The following is an 18,574-nucleotide window of genomic DNA, read 5'->3' as shown; positions in this document are numbered from 1 at the left end:
AATTTCGTTTTTTGCCCTATTCTTTCCCGTAATTTTAAGACAGTTTGCAATTTGGGGTATTCGCTTTAAGAGCCATGAAGAGAAATGCCTCTTTTTGCTTTTTTTATTTCTTCCTTAAAGCGAAATGAGTTACCTTTGACCGAAAGTTACGAACGATGAAAAACCTCCTTTTCTACATAGTTTGCCTCTTTCCTCTTTCGGTGTTCGCGCAGGTGAGTGTCGATGAGAGCCGCTGTTACCCCGTCGAGGCGTCGACAGGGTTGTCGGCCCTTTATGTCGTCGATGCTTCGAGTGCGGTGACGATGCGTTATTCTTCATCGTCGACCGAACCCATTTATTGGTATCGATTCGATGCAGATGGGCTTTCCTCGCGAACGGAGGTGTTGGGCACACAGAGTGGAAATCTTTCGGTGCTGGTTGCGTCTCACAAGGATTGTGGTTATATGGTGAAACAGAATGGCGACTCGCTTTGTTTCTGGGTCGCCTCGCACCGTTCGGTGCAATCGTGTGCCGTAGCCGAGGACCAAAGTAATATTTGTGAAACGGTGCAACTTGTGGGTTCGGGATTCTTGATACCTTACTACACGACTCTGGGCCGGTTGCAGAATCTGCCCCGGAGGGTCTCTTATGAGACTTGCCGATGGGACGAGACGGCGTCAGCTCTCATCGACCACCAGCCGGTTTCGGTCGAGGCCGAAGTGCGTTCCGACACCGAGATGGAGGTGCCTGTTCCCTATGGGACAACCTGTTTTACCGTTGTCGATTCGATTCCTTTGTCCTGGGGCGCAGCGGTGGAGCGTGTTGTCACGGACGAATTCTCGTCTCCGGCCATTCTCTTCCATGCCGATGCGCAACAGACCTTGCGAGGTGCCACCAACGAAGCAGCCGAGCAGCCATCGGGAGCCTTCGGCGGTTCGGCTCCGGTCGAAATGACTTTTACCGCCTATGTATATGGCGACCATTATTATGCGTGGGAGCTTTCTTCCGACCCCTCTTTTTCGGTTGTCGACGCCATTTATGCCGAGCGGAAATTGGAATATAGTTTCAAAACCGAAGGGACGACCTATGTGCGCCTGTATGCTTACAATGACTATTGCGAGCGCGACACGGTTTTTGAGATTTCGGTCGGAGAGTCGAAACTCGAAGCCCCAAACGTCTTTTCGCCTTATGGGAGCCCCGGGGTGAACGACGAGTGGAAGGTCGCCTACAAATCGATTGTCGAGTTTAAATGTTGGATATTCAACCGGTGGGGCGAACAACTTTACCATTATCAAGACCCGGCTGGCGGGTGGGACGGCCGTTATCACGGCAAGATTGTTCCTCCCGGCGTCTACTATTATGTCATCGAGGCCCGGGGCGCCGATGGCCAAAAATACAAGCTCAAAGGCCACATCAATATCCTTCGCTCTAAAAATCAATAGCTTCTCTACCCTGTAAATATGTCAGATAACGAAGAAAAAATAGAGATATGGGGTGCCCGTGTGCATAACCTCAAAAACATCGATGTGGAGATACCCCGCAACGCTTTCACCGTGATTACCGGTTTGAGCGGAAGCGGTAAGTCGTCATTGGCGTTCGATACGATATATGCCGAGGCACAACGCCGCTACATCGAGACGTTCTCGTCTTATGCCCGGAATTTCTTGGGAAACATGGAGCGTCCCGATGTCGATAAGATAACGGGACTGAGTCCGGTCATCTCCATCGAACAGAAGACGGTCAATAAGAATCCCCGTTCGACAGTGGGGACAACGACAGAAATTTATGATTTCCTCCGTCTGCTCTTTGCCCGTGCCGGTGATGCCTATTCCTATTTATCGGGCGAGAAGATGGTCAAATATACCGAAGAGCAGATTTTACAACTTATCAGCGAGCGATATTTGGGGCGCAAGACCTATATTCTTGCTCCGTTGGTACGCAACCGCAAAGGCCATTACAAGGAACTTTTCGAACAGTTGCGTCGCAAAGGTTACCTTTCGGTGCGGGTCGATGGAGAAATTCGGGAAATTCTCCCCGGCATGAAACTCGACCGCTACAAAAACCACAGTGTCGAGTTGCTGGTCGATAAACTGGTCGTTACGCAGAAAGACGACCGGCGTCTCAAAGACAGCGTGCGTGTTGCCATGAAGCAGGGCGACGGCCTGCTCATGGTGCTCGATGTCGATAAAAACGAGTTGCGCCATTTCAGCCGCACGTTGATGGACCCCGCAACGGGTCTCTCTTACAGTGAACCGGCACCGCATAATTTCTCGTTCAATTCTCCCCAAGGTGCATGCCCCTGTTGCAAGGGCTTGGGGTATTTCAATATCATCGACAAGGAAAAAATCATACCCGATGCTTCACTTTCGATTTACCAGGGAGGAATATTGCCTCTCGGGAAATATCGCAATGTCTTGTTGTTTTGGCAAATCGAGGCCATTTGCGAGAAATACGGGGCATCATTGAAGACCCCCATAAAAGAGTTGCCCGAGGAGGCGCTCAACGATATTCTCAACGGAACCGATGAGCGGCTCAACGTGAAAAATCTCTCGTTGGGAAATTCCAATTATTTCTTGACGTTCGATGGATTGGTCAAGTACATCGAGATGCAACAGCAGTCCGATGCCACGGCCAAGGCACAGAAATGGGCGGGACAATTTGTGACGACCGTTACCTGTCCCGAGTGCGGGGGAGCACGTCTCAACAAGGAGGCATTGCATTACCGCATCGACGGGAAAAATATCGCAGAGCTGTCGGCCATGGACATAGCCGAGCTTTACCGTTGGCTCGAAAATATCGAAGACCGCCTCTCCGAGAAACAGGCTGCCATAGCCCGGGAGATTCTCAAAGAGATACGTTCCCGGTTGCAGTTCCTGATAGATGTGGGGCTCGAATATTTGAGCCTGTCGCGTGCGTCGGGGACCTTGTCGGGCGGGGAAAGTCAGCGCATACGTCTTGCCACCCAAATAGGCTCCCAACTGGTAAATGTCTTGTATATCCTCGATGAGCCGAGTATCGGTCTGCATCAACGCGACAATATACGGCTCATACATTCACTCAAACGGTTGCGCGACATGGGCAATTCGGTCGTTGTTGTGGAGCATGACAAGGACATGATGCTCGAAGCCGATTACATCGTCGACCTCGGCCCACGGGCCGGACGGCTCGGCGGTCAAGTCGTCTTCGCGGGAACACCTCGCGAGATGTTGTCGCGCGACACCCTCACGGCCGCCTATCTCAACGGGAAAATGTCGATACCGGTACCCCCTGTGCGGCGAGCCGGCAATGGGAAGGTCATCACTTTATGCGGAGCCCGCGGTAACAATCTCAAAAATCTCACCGTGGAATTTCCGTTGGGTAAATTTATTTGCGTGACCGGCGTTTCGGGAAGTGGCAAGTCGTCGTTGATAAACGGCACACTGCAACCCATTATCAGCCAAAAATTTTATCGCTCCATGGCCGAACCGTTGCCCTATGACGAGATTCTCGGCCTCGAAAATATCGATAAAATCGTCAATGTGGACCAGTCTCCTTTGGGAAGGACTCCGCGTTCCAATCCGGCGACCTATTCAGGTCTCTTTGCCGATATTCGCAATCTGTTCGTGGAGTTGCCCGAGGCCAAGATACGCGGTTATAAAGCCGGGAGGTTCTCGTTCAACGTGGCCGGCGGCCGTTGCGAAGTGTGCGGCGGAAACGGATATAAAACCATCGAAATGAATTTCCTTCCCGATGTGCTGGTGCCTTGTGAAGCCTGCCAGGGGAAACGTTACAATCGCGAGACACTCGATGTACGCTACAAGGGGAAATCGATAGCCGATGTGCTCGATATGACCATCAATCAGGCTGTCGAGTTTTTTGCCGGAATCCCCGCCATACTGTCCAAGGTAAAAACCTTGCAAGATGTCGGTCTCGGATATGTAAAGCTGGGTCAACCCTCGACAACCCTCTCGGGAGGAGAGAGCCAGCGGGTGAAACTGGCCACCGAGTTATCGAAAAAAGATACCGGCAAGACGTTGTATATTCTCGATGAACCCACGACGGGATTGCATTTTGAGGATATTCGGGTACTGCTGGGCGTGTTGAACCGCTTGGTCGACAAAGGAAATACCGTTCTGGTCATCGAGCATAATCTCGATGTCATCAAATCGGCCGACTATCTCATCGACATGGGCCCCGAAGGCGGCCGCAACGGCGGTACGGTTTTGATAACCGGTACGCCCGAAGAGGTGGCTTCTCACCCCGAAGTGGGATATACGGCCCGTTATTTGCGGTCGGAACTGGGCTTGTAATGCACCCCGATACAAGAAAATGCCCCTTGCAAAATCATTTGCAAGGGGCATTTTTCTGTGAGATATCTATCGAGATGGATTACATACTATCCGAAACGGCTGATTTTCCGCAAGCGGTTCTCGTCGATGATTTGGATTTTTCGACCGTCGACCACGATGATTTTTTCATCGGCAAAACACGACAGGGTGCGTATGGCGTTCGAGGTAGTCATGTTCGACAGGTTGGCCAAGTCTTCCCGTCCCATGTATATGCCTATGGTGATGCCGTCTTCTTCCATGCCGTAATTGTCTTTGAGCATGAGAAGCGACTCGGCCAGCCGGCCACGAATGTGTTTCTGGGTGAGGTTGACGGTGCGGGTATCGGACATGCCCAAGTCCATGGCGAGTTCCTTGATAAAAAAGTAGGCGAGGCGATTGTTCTGTTTGACGAGACTCTCGATAAGCGGCATGGGAAGGAATCCGATGGTGGCGTTCTCAAAGGCCGAGGCTGCCGTTATGTAATCTTCTCCTGCAAAGTAGGCCCGGTATCCGAAGTATTGTATGGGGCGAATCAATCGCATGATTTGGCATCGTCCGCCTATTCCCGCTTTGAAGATTTTCACTTTTCCCTTGATGAGACACATCAGCAATTCGGCTTTTTCGCCTTCGTTATAGATCATCTCATTTTTTTTGAACGTCTGAATATGAAAATTTTCCGTAATAAGGCGTTTCTCGTCGTCGTTGAGTATCGATAGCATTCCGGCGAGAGCTTCGTTTATAAGGGCCTCTATTGAGTTCTTTTTTACCATGGCTGTTATATAACAGTGTTATACAATTACAAATATACGAAAAAAGCGTCGCGAAGCAAAAGATTTGTTCCGAAAATAGCATTTCGGGGAAGAGAATGTTTATTCGCAAAGAGGCCGCGCCGTTTTTGGGGGATTTGTAAAGCAAAAGGGACGACACGAATAGGTCGTCCCTTTTGTCGGTATCGCGGGTGAGAAGGGTGGTTACAACCCTTTCTCCAATAGGTATTTTTCGGTATCGATGGCTGCCCGGCAACCGGCTGCCGCGGCGGTGACGGCTTGGCGGTAAAGCGGGTCGGCAACGTCTCCGGCTGCAAATACGCCGGGAATGTTTGTCGCCGTTGTGCGGCCGTTGGTAACGATGTAGCCGGCTTCGTCGGTTGTTATGGCCGGGAATGCCTTGGTGTTGGGGGTGTGTCCGATGGCCAGGAAGAACCCGTCAATGGCAATGTCGACATACTCTTCACGGTCGGTTCCCTTGTATTTTACCAAATGTGCGCCTTCGACGCCGTTTTCACCGAAGAGACCCACGGTTTGTGTCTCGAAGAGGACTTCGATGTTTTCACTACCCATGACACGTTCTTGCATGATTTTCGAAGCCCGCAGGTAGTTTTTACGCACAATCATATACACCTTGCTGGCCAAGTGCGACAGGTACACGGCTTCTTCACAGGCCGTGTCGCCACCGCCCACCACGGCAACGACTTTCTTGCGATAAAAGAAACCGTCGCAGGTGGCGCAAGCCGAAACACCTTGTCCCGCGTATTTGATTTCATCGGGGAGACCCAGGTATTTGGCCGAAGCACCGGTGGCAATGATGATGGCGTGGGCTTCAACAATTTTCTCCCCGTCGATCGTGAGACGATAGGGCGTGGTGGAAAAATCGCTGGCCGTGACGATGCCGGTGCGTATGTCGGTGCCGAAACGCAGAGCCTGTTGGCGGAGTTGTTCCATCATTTCACTGCCCGATATGCCTTCGGGGTAACCGGGGAAGTTCTCGATTTCGGTGGTGGTGGTCAACTGTCCGCCGGGTTGTATGCCCTCATATAAGACTGGAGAGAGGTTGGCGCGGGCGGCATAGATGGCTGCGGTATATCCTGCCGGTCCCGAACCTACGATAAGGCAACGTATTCTTTCGATGGTTTCCATATAGCTGTTCGTTTTATGATGAATAATTTGTTTTAACGCAAATCGATGATGATGGCTTGGGGGTAATGTTCTTTTTCGAAAACGAAATGTTTTTCGGAAAAGTTCGGGTCGGTTTCATACCGAGTGATTGTTATTTCGGAATTTTGACTTCCGCGTTGGGTTACCACAAGGCGGGAGAGCACCGACTGCTTTTCTTCGATAAAGACATGTATTTCGGTGATTTCCGACTCTTCCCGGGGAAGGAGGGCGAGTTCGCACACATTGCCCTTTTTCCCGATGAATCGGCAGTCGAATGTCGTTTTATAGTTTTGCAGGAGGAGATAAGGATTGGTCTGTGTGAGCTCTTCTTCCCCCGGAAGGGAGATGTTTACCTCTCCCGCTGGTTTCAAGTAGGTCCATTGAGTGGTACCGTCGAACCATGTCGTCATCTCATCGACATCAATCTTGAACCGGTTCTCTTGCATGTCGATTGTCCCTGTGGCGTCGGGCATGTCGCCTTGTCGCAGGATAAAACTCAGCGAGATGCCTTTGGGGGAATTGATTTGCTCCACGACCCTGTCGAGCAGTCGTGTCGCTTTGGTCTCGGCCCCGGCTGTCAGCGGGAGGGTCAATGTGAGGAATAGCCACAAGATATGCGAAAGTTTCATGGTGGTCGAATTATCGGAGGGTGTTCAAAATCTGGGAAAGTTGGATTTCATCGGCGACAAGCACTTGACGAGCTTTGCTGCCTTCGAAGGGGCCTACGATTCCGGCGGCTTCGAGTTGGTCCATCAGACGACCAGCGCGGTTGTACCCGATAGAGAATTTCCGTTGAATTAATGAGGTTGAACCCTGTTGGTTGGCAACGATGAGCCGGGCTGCCTCTTCGAAGAATGGATCCCGGTCTTTCAGGTCGACGGCATTGCTATTTGCCCCGTTGTTGTCGGAGACGTATTCGGGCAACAGATAGGCGGTCGGGTAGGCTTGTTGGGAACCGATATATTGGCAGATGTTCTCCACTTCGGGCGTATCGACGAAGGCACATTGCACGCGGGTGAGGCCGCCATTGCACGATACGAGCATATCTCCCTTGCCTATCAACTGGTTGGCACCCGGGGTGTCGAGAATGGTGCGGGAGTCGATCATGGAGGCTACTTTGAAGGCTATACGGGCCGGGAAGTTGGCTTTGATACTGCCGGTGATGATGTTGGTTGATGGACGTTGCGTGGCGATAATCATGTGGATACCCACGGCGCGGGCCAGTTGGGCGATGCGGGCAATAGGCAGTTCCACCTCTTTGCCCGCTGTCATAATCAGGTCGCCAAACTCGTCGATGATAACGACGATATAGGGCATATAGCGATGCCCGTTTTCGGGATTGAGTTGGCGCGAGATGAATTTGGCGTTATACTCTTTGATGTTACGCATTCGGGCCATTTGCAGCAATTTATAGCGGTTGTCCATTTCGACGCATACCGAGCTGAGGGTCTGCACCACTTTGTCGGTATCGGTAATGATGGCCTCTTCGCTGTCGGGCAACTTGGCCAGGAAATGCCGCTCGATGACGCTGTAAATACTGAACTCAACCTTTTTGGGGTCGACCATCACAAATTTCAGTTGCGAGGGGTGCTTCTTGTAGAGGAGCGAGGTGATGATGGCATTTAAGCCGACCGATTTACCTTGTCCTGTGGCTCCGGCCACCAGTATGTGCGGCATTTTGCAGAGGTCGACCATGAATATCTCGTTGGTGATGGTTTTTCCCAAGGCCAACGGCAGTTCGTAGTCACATTCCTGGAATTTGCGCGAAGCGATGATGGGGCGCATCGGTACCATCTGCGGGTTGCGGTTCGGGACTTCGATACCTACGGTCCCTTTGCCGGGAATAGGCGCGATGATGCGTATGCCGAGGGCGGCCAGACTGAGGGCTATATCGTCTTCGAGGTTTTTTATTTTCGAAATCTTGATACCGGCTTCGGGTACGATTTCATATAGGGTGACGGTGGGGCCGACAGTGGCTTTTATCGAACTGATGCGTATGCCGTAATTTTCAAGCGTATTGATGATGCGTTGTTTGTTGGCCTCTTGTTCGTTGATGTCGATGGTATTTGTGCTCGACTTGTCTTCGCGAAGCAGGTCAAATGTAGGCGCTTTGTAATACGATAAATCGAGTGTCGGGTCATATTCATCGAGTTCCGTCTGTTCTTTGGCCTCGTCTTCCACAACCCCTTGATCGATGGTGAATGTCGGTTCGGTTACGACGGGTGATGTTTCGTCGGTGGACATCACTTTGTAGACTTCATCCTCCACGCGCATTTCCTGCTCGGGCATGAAATCATCGGTGCTTTCTGCATGGACGTCGTATGAAGGCTCGTTTTCGTCATGAGGTTCATCGACCGGCATTTCATCGAGGTTTCCGGGTTCTGCTGTCGGGTTGTCGTTGATGGCGGGAATTTCCGTATCCGTGGCCGTTGAAGTTTCATCATTGGGAATCTCCACATTGCTGCCGGTTGCTCCCGCAGGTTCAGAAGCCGGCATGGTTGTGTCGGCGGGTTTCTTTTTCGGAAGGAAATCCATGCGGAAGAGATGTCTCAAAATCACGATTGTGCGGCGGCTGACGGCTATCAACAGAAGCAATATGCCCGAGAGGATTACCAACAATGTGCCCGGCCAGCCGATTTGGGCTTCGAGCCATTCGGTGGCGTAATACCCGTGGTAACCGCCCAGGAAAAGATAAGAATCTTCGTAAAAATGTTTGAAAAAGAATCCGAACGTGAGCGAGCAAATGATGATGAGTGCGCATGTATAGGCCAAAGAACGCACTATCGACATGGAGAAGACATTCATGAGCTTCAACCCAAGCCGTGCCAGGAAGATGGGTATGAAAAAGGCCGAGACACCGATCCAGCGGTTGATAAAGAAGTCGGCAAAGGCTGCGCCATGTGAACCGCCCCAATTTTGTATGCCATTGCCTATGCTGTTCATCTCTTTTGACGATTGGTAATCGATAATGCTTTGGTCGGCAGCTCCGTCGAAAAAGAAGGAGATGAACGAGATGGCCATGAATATCGAGAAGAAAAGCACGATGAGACCTATGACAAACCGCGTGCGCTCGTCACGCAATATGCGCATGGATTTGCGGCGGAACGGTTCTTTGATTTCCCGTGCAGATGCATTTTCTTTTTTCGAAGTTGTTTTTTCGGTCTTTTTGGTAGCCATGTTTCAGCAAGTTAAATCTTCTCACAAAAATAATCGTTTTAAAAAGAAGAAGTGCGGTTTTATCGAAGAATATAGCTCTTTTTATGATTATTTTTTCCAGAAATATGGGGTGAAAAGAATCAGTACGGTGAAAATTTCGAGTCGTCCCACCAGCATGATGAATGATAGTATCCATTTCCCGGCATCGGGTATGATGGCAAATGAATATAATGTCCGTCCCAATCCGGTACCTATGTTCCCGATACAGGAAAGTGAACAGCCAAATGCTTCGTCGATAGTGAGACCCATCGTTGCCAAAGCTAATGCGCCAATGATGACGATGAATACGTAGGTAAAAAGAAATGCCAGTATTTTGGATACGATCTCGTGCGATATGGCCTGTTGGTTTATGCGCACCGGGACGATGGCATTGGGGTGTACCTGCCGGTAAAATTCGTATATGGTGTTTTTGAGTAGCACAACAATGCGTATGACTTTTGCCCCACCACTGGTCGAACCGGCGCAGCCTCCGCTAAACATCAGCAGACAGATGAGTATGCAGAAGAATGGCCCCCATGCGACGAAATCGGCCGTTATGTAGCCGGTAGAGGTGATGGTTGAGGCTACTTGGAACAATGCCGCCCGTATGGTGGCTTCGATACCTAATTTGTCGGCAACCCCGTTGAAAAACAAACCGATTGTGATGAGGATTGTAAATACGGCCACTATAATCAGATACCATTTCACTTCTTCGTTTCCGAATGTTTTTTTTACTTCGCCGCGTATCGCACGGTACACAAGTGCGTAATTGATACCCGAAATGAGCATGAACGCTGTGATGACATATTCGATGTATGCTGAGTTCCAATATGCAACGCTGGCATTTTTAGTGGAAAATCCCCCCGTTGCACAAGTCGTAAAAGCATGGCATAACGCATCGAAAAGGTTCATGGGGCCCATGTAGAGAAGTGCCGTAAGCACGAGTGTAACTCCCAAATAAGTCGTCCATAGGAGCTTGGCGGTTTGGCCTATGCGGGGGCCGAGTTTGTCGTTCATGATACCTGTTGTCTCGGCATTGAATAACTGCATACTGCCTCCACTGTTCAGCAAAGGCAGGAGGGCGAGGGTGAAAAGAATGATTCCCAATCCGCCCAACCATTGTATGAGGCTGCGCCACATGAGAATGCCGTGTGGAAGTTTTTCCACATCGGGTATTATGCTTGCTCCGGTTCCTGTAACTCCCGAAACAGTTTCAAAGAAAGCTCCGGCCAAATTTTCGACGGAACCGGAGAAGATAAATGGCAGGGAACCTACCAATGAGAAAAATATCCAACATAGGGTTACGACCATGATTCCATCGCGTTTCCCCAGTGTTTTCCGTTCTTTGTTGGAATATTGGAAAAAGAGTATGCTTCCGCTTGCGACAGCTATACCTATCGTCAGTAAAAAGGCATTGATGTCGTGCTCGCCGTAGTATAATGCGACGGCCAACGGCAGAAGCATCGACAAGGCTTCTAACCATAACAGTACGCCTATGATTCTCAGTATGATGCGGTAATTGATATCAGCCATTTTATCCAAATAATTTGCCTAATTTGTGAATGACGGTATCAAGGCAGAAAACCATTACATGGTCATTGACTTGTATCTGCGTGTTACCGTTTACGATCATTGCTTTGCCGTCGCGGATAAGACCGCCCAGCGTGATGTCACGGGGTAGATTGAGGTCTTTGATGGGTTTTTGTGTTATGGGGGCGTTTTCCTTGACGATGAGTTCGGCTACTTCTGCATCGGACATGGCAAGGCACTTGACGTTGGAAGAGTCTTCGTCGAGCAATATTTGGAAAATGCGGCTTGCCGTGAGCAGCTTTTTGTTAATTACCGACCCGATGTCGAGACTTTCTGCCGTAGGTATGAATGACAGGTTCTCTACCTCGGCGACAGTCTTTACGGCACCGAAACGCTTGGCCGACAGGCAGGCTAGGATATTGGTCTCGGCACTGTCGGTCAGTGCGACGAATGCATCGGTGTCTTTGATGCCTTCTTCTTTGAGAAATTCGGTATCGCGGCCGTCTCCATTGACAATCATGACTTCGGGTATGGAGTTGGCCAGTTTGTAGCAACGGTCTTTGTCGATTTCGATAATTTTCATGCGCATGGAGTCGGGCAAGATGCGTGCGAGCCTTATCGCTATGCGGCTGCCTCCCATGATGACGACTTTGTGCACGTCGATTTCTTTTTTGCCGGTGAGTTGTTGAATGTCGTGTATGTGTCCCGGTGTTGTGGTAAAATATACGATATCACCTACCAGTATTTCATCAGAACCTCTCGGAATGATGGTCCGATCTTTACGTTTGATGGCGGCTATGTGGTATAGTAAGTGGGCTTTGTTCAATTCCGACAGTTTCTGATTTAGGATTCGGGCGTTTTCACGAATTTTCGCACCGATGAGAATAAGTTCTCCATTACATAATTCGAACCAGTTGCGTGCCCAGTTATGACTCAATGCCGTTACGATTTCTTCTGCGGCGAGCATTTCGGGATAAATCAGTTCGTCGACACCCGTTTCTTTGAAATATGCCTTGTTTTCGGGTAACATATATTCATAGTTATCGATGCGGGCGACGGTTTTGCGTGTGCCGAATTTTTTTGCAAATTGGCACGCCACGATGTTGCGTGTTTCATAAGGCATGACGGCAATAAACAAGTCTGCCTCTTCGATGCCGGCTTGTTTCAGGATTTTCAGAGAAGTGGGCGACCCTGCGATGGTCATCAGATTGTAGTTGGCATCAAGCCAATTCAACTTTTCCACATCGGTGTCGATGAGAACGATGTCCAAATTCTCATTCGATAATAATTTGGCCAGGTGTGTTCCGACTTCGCCTGCTCCTGCGATAATGATTTTCATAATTTGGGGTATGTCGATGCTATAAATTTTTCTTGGTGTCTGTCGTTTGTTACCACGTTTCGAGAATGCGTTTTTCGATACTGGCTTCGTCCATGCCGCACAAGGCATAAAGTTCGGGAATGCTTCCCTGTTCGATAAACCGGTCGGGTATACCTATCCGTCTGATGTGGGGCGTGTAGTTGTTTTCGGCCATAAATTCCATGACGGCACTTCCCAAGCCTCCTTCGATGGTACCGTCTTCGACGGTTATGATGCGTTTGAAATGCTTCCCTACATGATGGAGTATTTCGGTATCTATGGGTTTGAGGAATATCATGTCGTAGTGGGCGGCCGACACCCCTTGTTCCCGTGCCGAGGCGACGGCTTTTTGCACCGATTTCCCGATGGGCCCTATCGACAGGACTGCCATGTCGTTGCCATCGGACAACAAGCGGCCTTTGCCGATTTCGAGGCGTTGCATGGGGCATTGCCATTCGATGAGTGAGCCGTGTCCGCGGGGATAGCGTATGGTGAAGCAATGTCCCGTCGATTGTGCCGTGAACATGAGATGGCGCAGATAATGTTCGTCGATGGGTGAGGCAATGGTCATGTTGGGTATGCAACGCATATAGGCGAGGTCGAATGCTCCATGATGGGTCATGCCGTCTTCACCGACGAGACCTGCGCGGTCGAGACAGAACACGACGGGGAGGTTTTGTATGGCCACATCGTGTATCACTTCATCGAAGGCCCGTTGCATAAATGAGGAGTAGATGTTGCAGAAAGGTATGAGCCCTTCTTTGGCCAGTCCGCCCGAGAACGTGACGGCATGTTCCTCGGCGATGCCCACGTCGAAAGCGCGGTTGGGAAACTTCTCGATCATGTAGGTCATGGAACAGCCGGTGGGCATGGCGGGCGTGATGCCCACTATTTTTTCGTTTTGCTCGGCCAGTTCCACCAAAGTATGTCCGAATACATCTTGGAAGAGCGGTGGTTGGTTTTGGCTGTGGTTTGTGATGCGTTCGCCCGTCTCCTTGTTGAAACGACCCGGTGCATGCCACGCGACAGCGTCTTTCTCGGCCGGGGCAAAACCTTTTCCTTTGACGGTTTTGATGTGCAGTATTTTGGGTCCCGACATATCTTTGATATTGTTCAGTACCCGCACCAATTGTGTCACATCATGCCCGTCTATGGGTCCGAAGTATCTGATGTTCAGCCCTTCGAATATGTTCTGATGCCTTGCGATGAGAGCTTTCAAACTGTTGTTGAATCGGAGAATGGCTCCTTTTTGCTGTTCCGAGACAAGGCGCATCTTCACCAATGTCCGGTAGAGCAGATAGCGTATGTTGTTGTAGAATGGCAACGTGTTGATATGAGACAGGTAATGGTGGAATGCACCGACGTTGTTGTCGATGGCCATGTTGTTGTCGTTGAGAATTATCAACAGGTTGTTGGGGTTGGTCGATGCGTTGTTGAGCCCTTCAAACGCCAAGCCGCCGGCTATGGCGGCATCGCCGATGACGGCAACGACTTTGCGGCCTTTTTCTCCTTTCAGGTTGGAGGCTACCGACATGCCGAGTGCGGCCGAAATGGAGTTGGAGGCATGCCCGGCCACGAATGTGTCGTAGGGGCTTTCCATGGGTGACGGGAACCCGCTGAGCCCGCCGAGTTTGCGGTTGGTAGAGAATCGTTCTCGTCTCTCGGTCAGGATTTTATGGGCATAGGCTTGGTGCCCGACGTCCCACACGATGCGGTCGTAGGGGGTGTTGAGCGTATAATGCAGGGCTACGGTCAATTCGATTGTTCCCAAGCTTGATGCGAAATGCCCGGGATTTTGTGAAAGGGCATTGATGATGAATTGTCGCAGTTCGTCGCACACTTGCGGAAGTTGGTCGAGAGACAATTTCCGTAGGTCGTCGGGATTATATAGGTCGGGAAGTATAGGTCTTTTTTCGGTAATCATTTCGGTGTGATTAACACGCAAAGATACATTTTTTCTTTGCAATATCGTCAATCTATGGCATAATTATCGATGTGACTCCGATTCCTTCGTGCCGCACCAATGACTTGCAGCGTGTGTGGGTGTGACAAATTTGTTTCAATCGAGTTCCACGACGGTGATGCCGGCGCCTCCGAATTGCACATGTTCATCGTGAAAAGTGCGTACTCCCGACACCCCTTTGAGGTAGTCTCTTACCAGTTGCCTCAGGGCGCCTGTCCCGGTACCGTGCAAGATGCGTACCTGTTGGGCTCCTACCTGAATGGCGTCGTCGATGAAGTAGATAATTGCTTGGAGGGCTTCGTCGGCTCTGAATCCGCGAATGTCGATTTCTCGGTGGAAGTTGAGACTTTTCTCCCGCATGCTGTTGGTTGTTTCTTCACTTACGAACGTCGCTTTCACGGCCTGTTCCCGTTTCAGCCGGTTGCGGTTGACTTTTTCGAGTTGTTCGAGTTTGACCGATGATTTGATTTGGCCGAAAATGACGACGGCCTTGTTGCCTTGGACCGACTCGACTTCTCCTACCATGGTTTGCCCTTTGATGCATACGGCATCGCCAGCGGTGATGGGAGTGAGGTTGGTCGGTTCGTTTCGGTTTTCACTTTTCCGCCGGTTCTTTTTCTCTTCCCGATTTTTGATTTTGGCTATTTCCCTCGATATGGCATCGTTGTTTTCTTCGTCGTTCGACAGCTCGTCTTTGAACGAATGGAGGGCTTGACGGGCGGCCTTGGTCCTTTCTTTTTCGGCTTCGGCCTCCTTAATGGTGCGAATGGTGTTTTCGATGCGGGCGTTCGACTCGGCAATCAGTTGTTCGGCTTTCTGTTTGGCCTCTTTCAAGATGCGTTTCCGTTCCTTCTCGATTTCTTGCAAGTCGTCGCTGTATTTCCGGGTGAGCTCTTCTAACTGCTTTTCGCGTTGCCGTATGTTTTGCCGTTTGTTTTCCCAGTAGCGTTTATCGCGGACGATGTCTTGCAGGTACTTGTCCATGTCGATATAGTCCGAACCCACTTTCTCCGAAGCGTCGGCAATGACATCTTCGGGCAGACCGATTTTACGGGCTATTTCTATGGCGAAGGAGCTACCCGGGTTACCGATGGAGAGTTTGAAGAGCGGTTGCATCATGTGGCGGTCATAGAGCATGGCCCCGTTTATGATGCCCGGGGTATCTTTGGCAAACTGTTTCAGGTTTTGGTAGTGGGTGGTGATTACTCCGTAAGCTCCTTTGCGATTGAAACGGTCGAGGAGCACTTCGGCGATGGCTCCGCCGATTTGGGGCTCGGTGCCGCCGCCAAATTCATCGATGAGCAATAAGGTCCCTTCGTTGCAGTTCTTGACAAAATATTTCATGTTTGTCAGGTGAGAACTGTATGTGCTCAGGTCGTTCTCAATAGACTGTTCGTCGCCGATGTCGATGAAGATGTGGTCGAAGATGCCCGCGTGCGAATTTTCATACACGGGAATGAGCAGGCCGCATTGCAACATATATTGCAGTAGTCCGGTCGTTTTGAGGCATACCGATTTCCCACCCGCATTCGGCCCCGAGATGAGCAGTATGCGTTGTTCGGGGGTAAGTGTGATGTCGAGCGGCACGACACTTTTGTTTTGCTTTTTGAGCGCCAGGTAGAGCAGGGGGTGCACGGCATGGTACCACTCGATTTGCCGACACTTCTCAAAATGGGGAAGAAGTGCATTTGTTTCGAGCGAAAACAAGGCTTTGGCCCGTATGAAGTCGATGTCGGCGAGAAATTCATAAGAATAGGCGATGTCGGGCAGGTGCGGTCTCAATTCATCGGTAAAGAGCGTGAGAATGCGCATGATTTCGCGACGTTCCTCGCCTTCGAGTTCCCTGATGCGGTTGTTGGCCTCCACGACTTCGGCCGGCTCGATATACACGGTTTTCCCGCTGGCCGACTCGTCATGCACGATGCCTTTGATGCGCCGCTTGTGAGCCGGTATGACGGGTATGACCAGCCGCCCTTCGCGCAGGGTGGGAGCCACCTCCTTGTCGACGATGCCTTCGTTTTGGGCATTTCTGAGAATGATGTTCAGACTGCGGGAGATGCCCGAGAGGGTATGGTTGAGTTCCCGTCGTATCTGTGCCAGCTCGGGAGAGGCGTTGTCTTTGATGTGCCCGAATTTGTCGATTATTTGGTCGATGCGGGTGAGTAGTTGTGGAAAAACGACGACATCGGCGGCCAATGCCTGCAAATAAGGATAGAGGCACTCTTCGCCTTCTTCGGTTATGAAATAGCCTACGATGTTGCGAATCGTTTCGAGCGAACGCCGCAGGTTGAAAAGTTCGGTTTCATCGAGAAATGTGCCCTCGATGCGAACCCGTTGCAATGAGGGGCGTATGTCGAAAAAATAGTCGGCCGGGAAGTCGTCTTCGCTTTGCAGTATGCGGGTGAATTCTTCGGTCTCCCGCAGCAGCCGTTCGATTGTATCGCACGACGTGAGAAATTTCATTTCATTCACGCGTTCGCTGCCCAAAGTGCTCAGGCAACGTTCGCTGATGAGATAGCGTATTTTGTCGAATCCGATTTTCTCTTCAAAGTTTTGTGGGTAGGTCATTTCTCTGCATTATGATGAGCCGCAAAGGTACGAAATCTTATCGGGATTATGGGCTGTCGGACAGCTTACTTCCATTTTTTCGTTTTGAGAAATACATACACCCCCACGCCGATACCTATCATAAGCAGCCATGCGCCCAAGTAGCCGTATTCCCAACTGAGTTCGGGCATGTAGTCGAAGTTCATGCCCCATACCCCGGCAAGAAAGGTGAGCGGTATGAAGATGGTCGAGACGATGGTCAACCGTTTCATGATGGAGTTCATGCGCAAATCGTTGTTCGATATATACAGGTCGACCAGCGAAGAGAGGGTCTCGCGACAGATTTCGATGTTTTGGGCGACATAATTGATGTGGTCGTTGAGGTCATTGAAAAAGGCTCGGTTGGTCTTGTGTATCAGGGGCGAGTCGGAGCGTATCAGTCGCATATATTGCTCTTTGAGTGGCGTGACCGTGCGTTTGAGCAGGAGGTACCTCCTTCGCAAGGTCTGTATTTCGATGCCTATTTCGTATGCGCTTTTTTCGAGCAGAAGTTCCGACTCCAAATCTTCGAGCGCGTTGTCGATTTGGGCCGATACTGAAATGAAGTTCGAGACCAAATCATTGAGCAGGACTGTGAGCAGATAGTCTGAGGTGCGGGTGCGAATTTTCAGGATATTGTTGCGCAGGGCGTTCTCGATGCCATGAAATGACTCGGTTTCGTATTCCATGAACGTGAGTATGAAATTTTCGCCTTGCACGATGCTTACCTGCGACTCTTTGTCTTGGTCGAAATATTTGGCAATGACAATGTTGAATTTTTCATACTCCTCGATTTTACACGGGTGGTTGGGGTTGAGAATATCCTGCATGATGAGGAAATTGATGCCGAAGTGGGTGCAGATGCTTTGTATGTGAGCCGTGTTTTGCAATCCGCATATTTGCAGCCAGTGAATGTATCCGGGGCGCTCCATGAGGGGAATGAGGCTTTCGGGTTCTTTCTCGACGTGCTCGTCGATGTCGGTGGCATTGTAACTGAACAGGTGCAATTGCGTGGGTGCCATGTGCTCGCTGCGGTAGCTGAGGCGGTCGGTGAGGAGATTGTTGTTGTTCATTTGTCGGTCAGATATTGGTTCGGCTCTTTTCGCTTCGAAGATACAAGATATTCTCGTCGGATATGCCGAAATGCTGTAAAATATCCCTGTTTCGATGGGGAAATAGCATGACAATGAACAAAAAAACAGGGTAGATTGTTGTTTTTGAGTTAGAATTTGAATATCTTTATTGTGATGAAAACTTTGAATTACTTGTGGCCCATATTGCTCTGTTTGGGAGTCGGTGTGTCAGGAGCTTTTTTACAAGGAACGGCCATATTGGAGTGGTACCCCGGTTTGCAAAAGCCGGCCATAACGCCTCCGGCCATTGTCTTTCCGGTGGTATGGACGATTCTCTATGTCCTGATGGGGCTTTCTTTATCCCTGCTCATCGACCGGCAACCGGCTCGGTGGCTCGTTGTCGTGTGGGGGGGACAACTCTTTTGCAATTTTTTGTGGACGATATTGTTCTTCACTTGTCGCAGTCCGTTGGCGGGACTGGTCGATATTCTGCTGCTCGATGTCCTGGTATTTGTATATCTCTTTAAGAGCTATGTCGTGAGCCGTGCGGCTTCGTGGCTTTTTGTGCCCTATGCTTTGTGGTTGCTGCTGGCAACCTATCTGAATGCCTATATCTTCTTTTATAATTCTTGAAATCCGGTCTAACTTCA

12 protein-coding genes are annotated in these 18,574 nt (G+C 50.3%); 3 read left to right on the top strand and 9 right to left on the bottom strand.

Going from position 1 to position 18,574, the window contains the following annotated elements; all coding sequences use genetic code 11:
• The first annotated feature begins 155 nt into the window (after positions 1-155).
• Both IAD09_09840 and uvrA read left to right on the top strand, forming a co-directional pair.
• Positions 156-1,421 carry a gliding motility-associated C-terminal domain-containing protein gene (locus IAD09_09840; GenBank protein ID HIT82522.1) on the top strand — a complete coding sequence of 422 codons (1,266 nt, stop codon included), beginning with the start codon at positions 156-158 and terminating at the stop codon, positions 1,419-1,421.
• Positions 1,422-1,439: 18 nt separating this feature from the next.
• Entirely contained in the window at positions 1,440-4,268 is a 2,829-nt protein-coding gene (gene uvrA / locus IAD09_09835) for an excinuclease ABC subunit UvrA (protein HIT82521.1), read from the top strand.
• 86 nt (positions 4,269-4,354) lie between these two features.
• Here uvrA and IAD09_09830 read toward each other — a convergent pair whose 3' ends face one another.
• The 9 genes from IAD09_09830 to corA form a co-directional block, all read right to left on the bottom strand.
• Complete coding sequence (locus IAD09_09830) at positions 4,355-5,056, bottom strand: Crp/Fnr family transcriptional regulator (protein HIT82520.1); 702 nt, start codon at positions 5,054-5,056, stop codon at positions 4,355-4,357.
• A gap of 201 nt (positions 5,057-5,257) precedes the next feature.
• Positions 5,258-6,202, bottom strand: coding sequence for a thioredoxin-disulfide reductase (gene trxB, locus IAD09_09825; GenBank protein HIT82519.1), 945 nt, complete (start codon positions 6,200-6,202; stop codon positions 5,258-5,260).
• 32 nt (positions 6,203-6,234) lie between these two features.
• The gene (locus tag IAD09_09820; protein ID HIT82518.1) at positions 6,235-6,849 is read right to left on the bottom strand and encodes an outer-membrane lipoprotein carrier protein LolA; all 615 of its coding nucleotides are present in this window, start codon (positions 6,847-6,849) and stop codon (positions 6,235-6,237) included.
• A 10-nt stretch (positions 6,850-6,859) separates the two neighbouring features.
• Entirely contained in the window at positions 6,860-9,397 is a 2,538-nt protein-coding gene (locus tag IAD09_09815; protein ID HIT82517.1) for a DNA translocase FtsK, read from the bottom strand.
• An 87-nt stretch (positions 9,398-9,484) separates the two neighbouring features.
• Positions 9,485-10,948, bottom strand: a complete 1,464-nt coding sequence (locus tag IAD09_09810) for a TrkH family potassium uptake protein (protein HIT82516.1) — start codon at positions 10,946-10,948, stop codon at positions 9,485-9,487.
• Position 10,949: 1 nt separating this feature from the next.
• Positions 10,950-12,284, bottom strand: a complete 1,335-nt coding sequence (gene trkA, locus IAD09_09805; GenBank protein HIT82515.1) for a Trk system potassium transporter TrkA — start codon at positions 12,282-12,284, stop codon at positions 10,950-10,952.
• Between the two features lie 49 nt (positions 12,285-12,333).
• Entirely contained in the window at positions 12,334-14,226 is a 1,893-nt protein-coding gene (locus IAD09_09800) for a 1-deoxy-D-xylulose-5-phosphate synthase (GenBank protein ID HIT82514.1), read from the bottom strand.
• A gap of 135 nt (positions 14,227-14,361) precedes the next feature.
• A complete protein-coding gene (locus tag IAD09_09795; protein ID HIT82513.1) occupies positions 14,362-16,833 on the bottom strand; it encodes an endonuclease MutS2 in 2,472 nt (823 codons plus the stop codon).
• 65 nt (positions 16,834-16,898) lie between these two features.
• The gene (gene corA, locus IAD09_09790) at positions 16,899-17,924 is read right to left on the bottom strand and encodes a magnesium/cobalt transporter CorA (protein ID HIT82512.1); all 1,026 of its coding nucleotides are present in this window, start codon (positions 17,922-17,924) and stop codon (positions 16,899-16,901) included.
• Between the two features lie 174 nt (positions 17,925-18,098).
• On the opposite strand from corA, the gene IAD09_09785 reads away from it, so the two are divergent.
• The gene (locus tag IAD09_09785) at positions 18,099-18,557 is read left to right on the top strand and encodes a tryptophan-rich sensory protein (protein ID HIT82511.1); all 459 of its coding nucleotides are present in this window, start codon (positions 18,099-18,101) and stop codon (positions 18,555-18,557) included.
• Positions 18,558-18,574: the final 17 nt, after the last annotated feature.

Origin of the sequence: Candidatus Caccoplasma merdavium, assembly GCA_018715595.1 — a bacterium.
In the GTDB taxonomy this organism is placed as follows: domain Bacteria; phylum Bacteroidota; class Bacteroidia; order Bacteroidales; family UBA11471; genus Caccoplasma; species Caccoplasma merdavium.
Note: the sequence above shows the minus strand (reverse complement) of the source record. Positions and strands in the feature narration are given on the sequence as shown.

Coding starts and splice junctions, on each gene's coding strand:
- IAD09_09810 (HIT82516.1), bottom strand. CDS start 10,948: ATGGCTGATATCAATTACCGCATCATACTGAGAATCATAGGCGTACTG.
- uvrA (HIT82521.1), top strand. CDS start 1,440: ATGTCAGATAACGAAGAAAAAATAGAGATATGGGGTGCCCGTGTGCAT.
- corA (HIT82512.1), bottom strand. CDS start 17,924: ATGAACAACAACAATCTCCTCACCGACCGCCTCAGCTACCGCAGCGAG.
- trxB (HIT82519.1), bottom strand. CDS start 6,202: ATGGAAACCATCGAAAGAATACGTTGCCTTATCGTAGGTTCGGGACCG.
- IAD09_09815 (HIT82517.1), bottom strand. CDS start 9,397: ATGGCTACCAAAAAGACCGAAAAAACAACTTCGAAAAAAGAAAATGCA.
- IAD09_09785 (HIT82511.1), top strand. CDS start 18,099: ATGAAAACTTTGAATTACTTGTGGCCCATATTGCTCTGTTTGGGAGTC.
- IAD09_09820 (HIT82518.1), bottom strand. CDS start 6,849: ATGAAACTTTCGCATATCTTGTGGCTATTCCTCACATTGACCCTCCCG.
- IAD09_09830 (HIT82520.1), bottom strand. CDS start 5,056: ATGGTAAAAAAGAACTCAATAGAGGCCCTTATAAACGAAGCTCTCGCC.
- IAD09_09840 (HIT82522.1), top strand. CDS start 156: ATGAAAAACCTCCTTTTCTACATAGTTTGCCTCTTTCCTCTTTCGGTG.
- IAD09_09800 (HIT82514.1), bottom strand. CDS start 14,226: ATGATTACCGAAAAAAGACCTATACTTCCCGACCTATATAATCCCGAC.
- IAD09_09795 (HIT82513.1), bottom strand. CDS start 16,833: ATGACCTACCCACAAAACTTTGAAGAGAAAATCGGATTCGACAAAATA.
- trkA (HIT82515.1), bottom strand. CDS start 12,284: ATGAAAATCATTATCGCAGGAGCAGGCGAAGTCGGAACACACCTGGCC.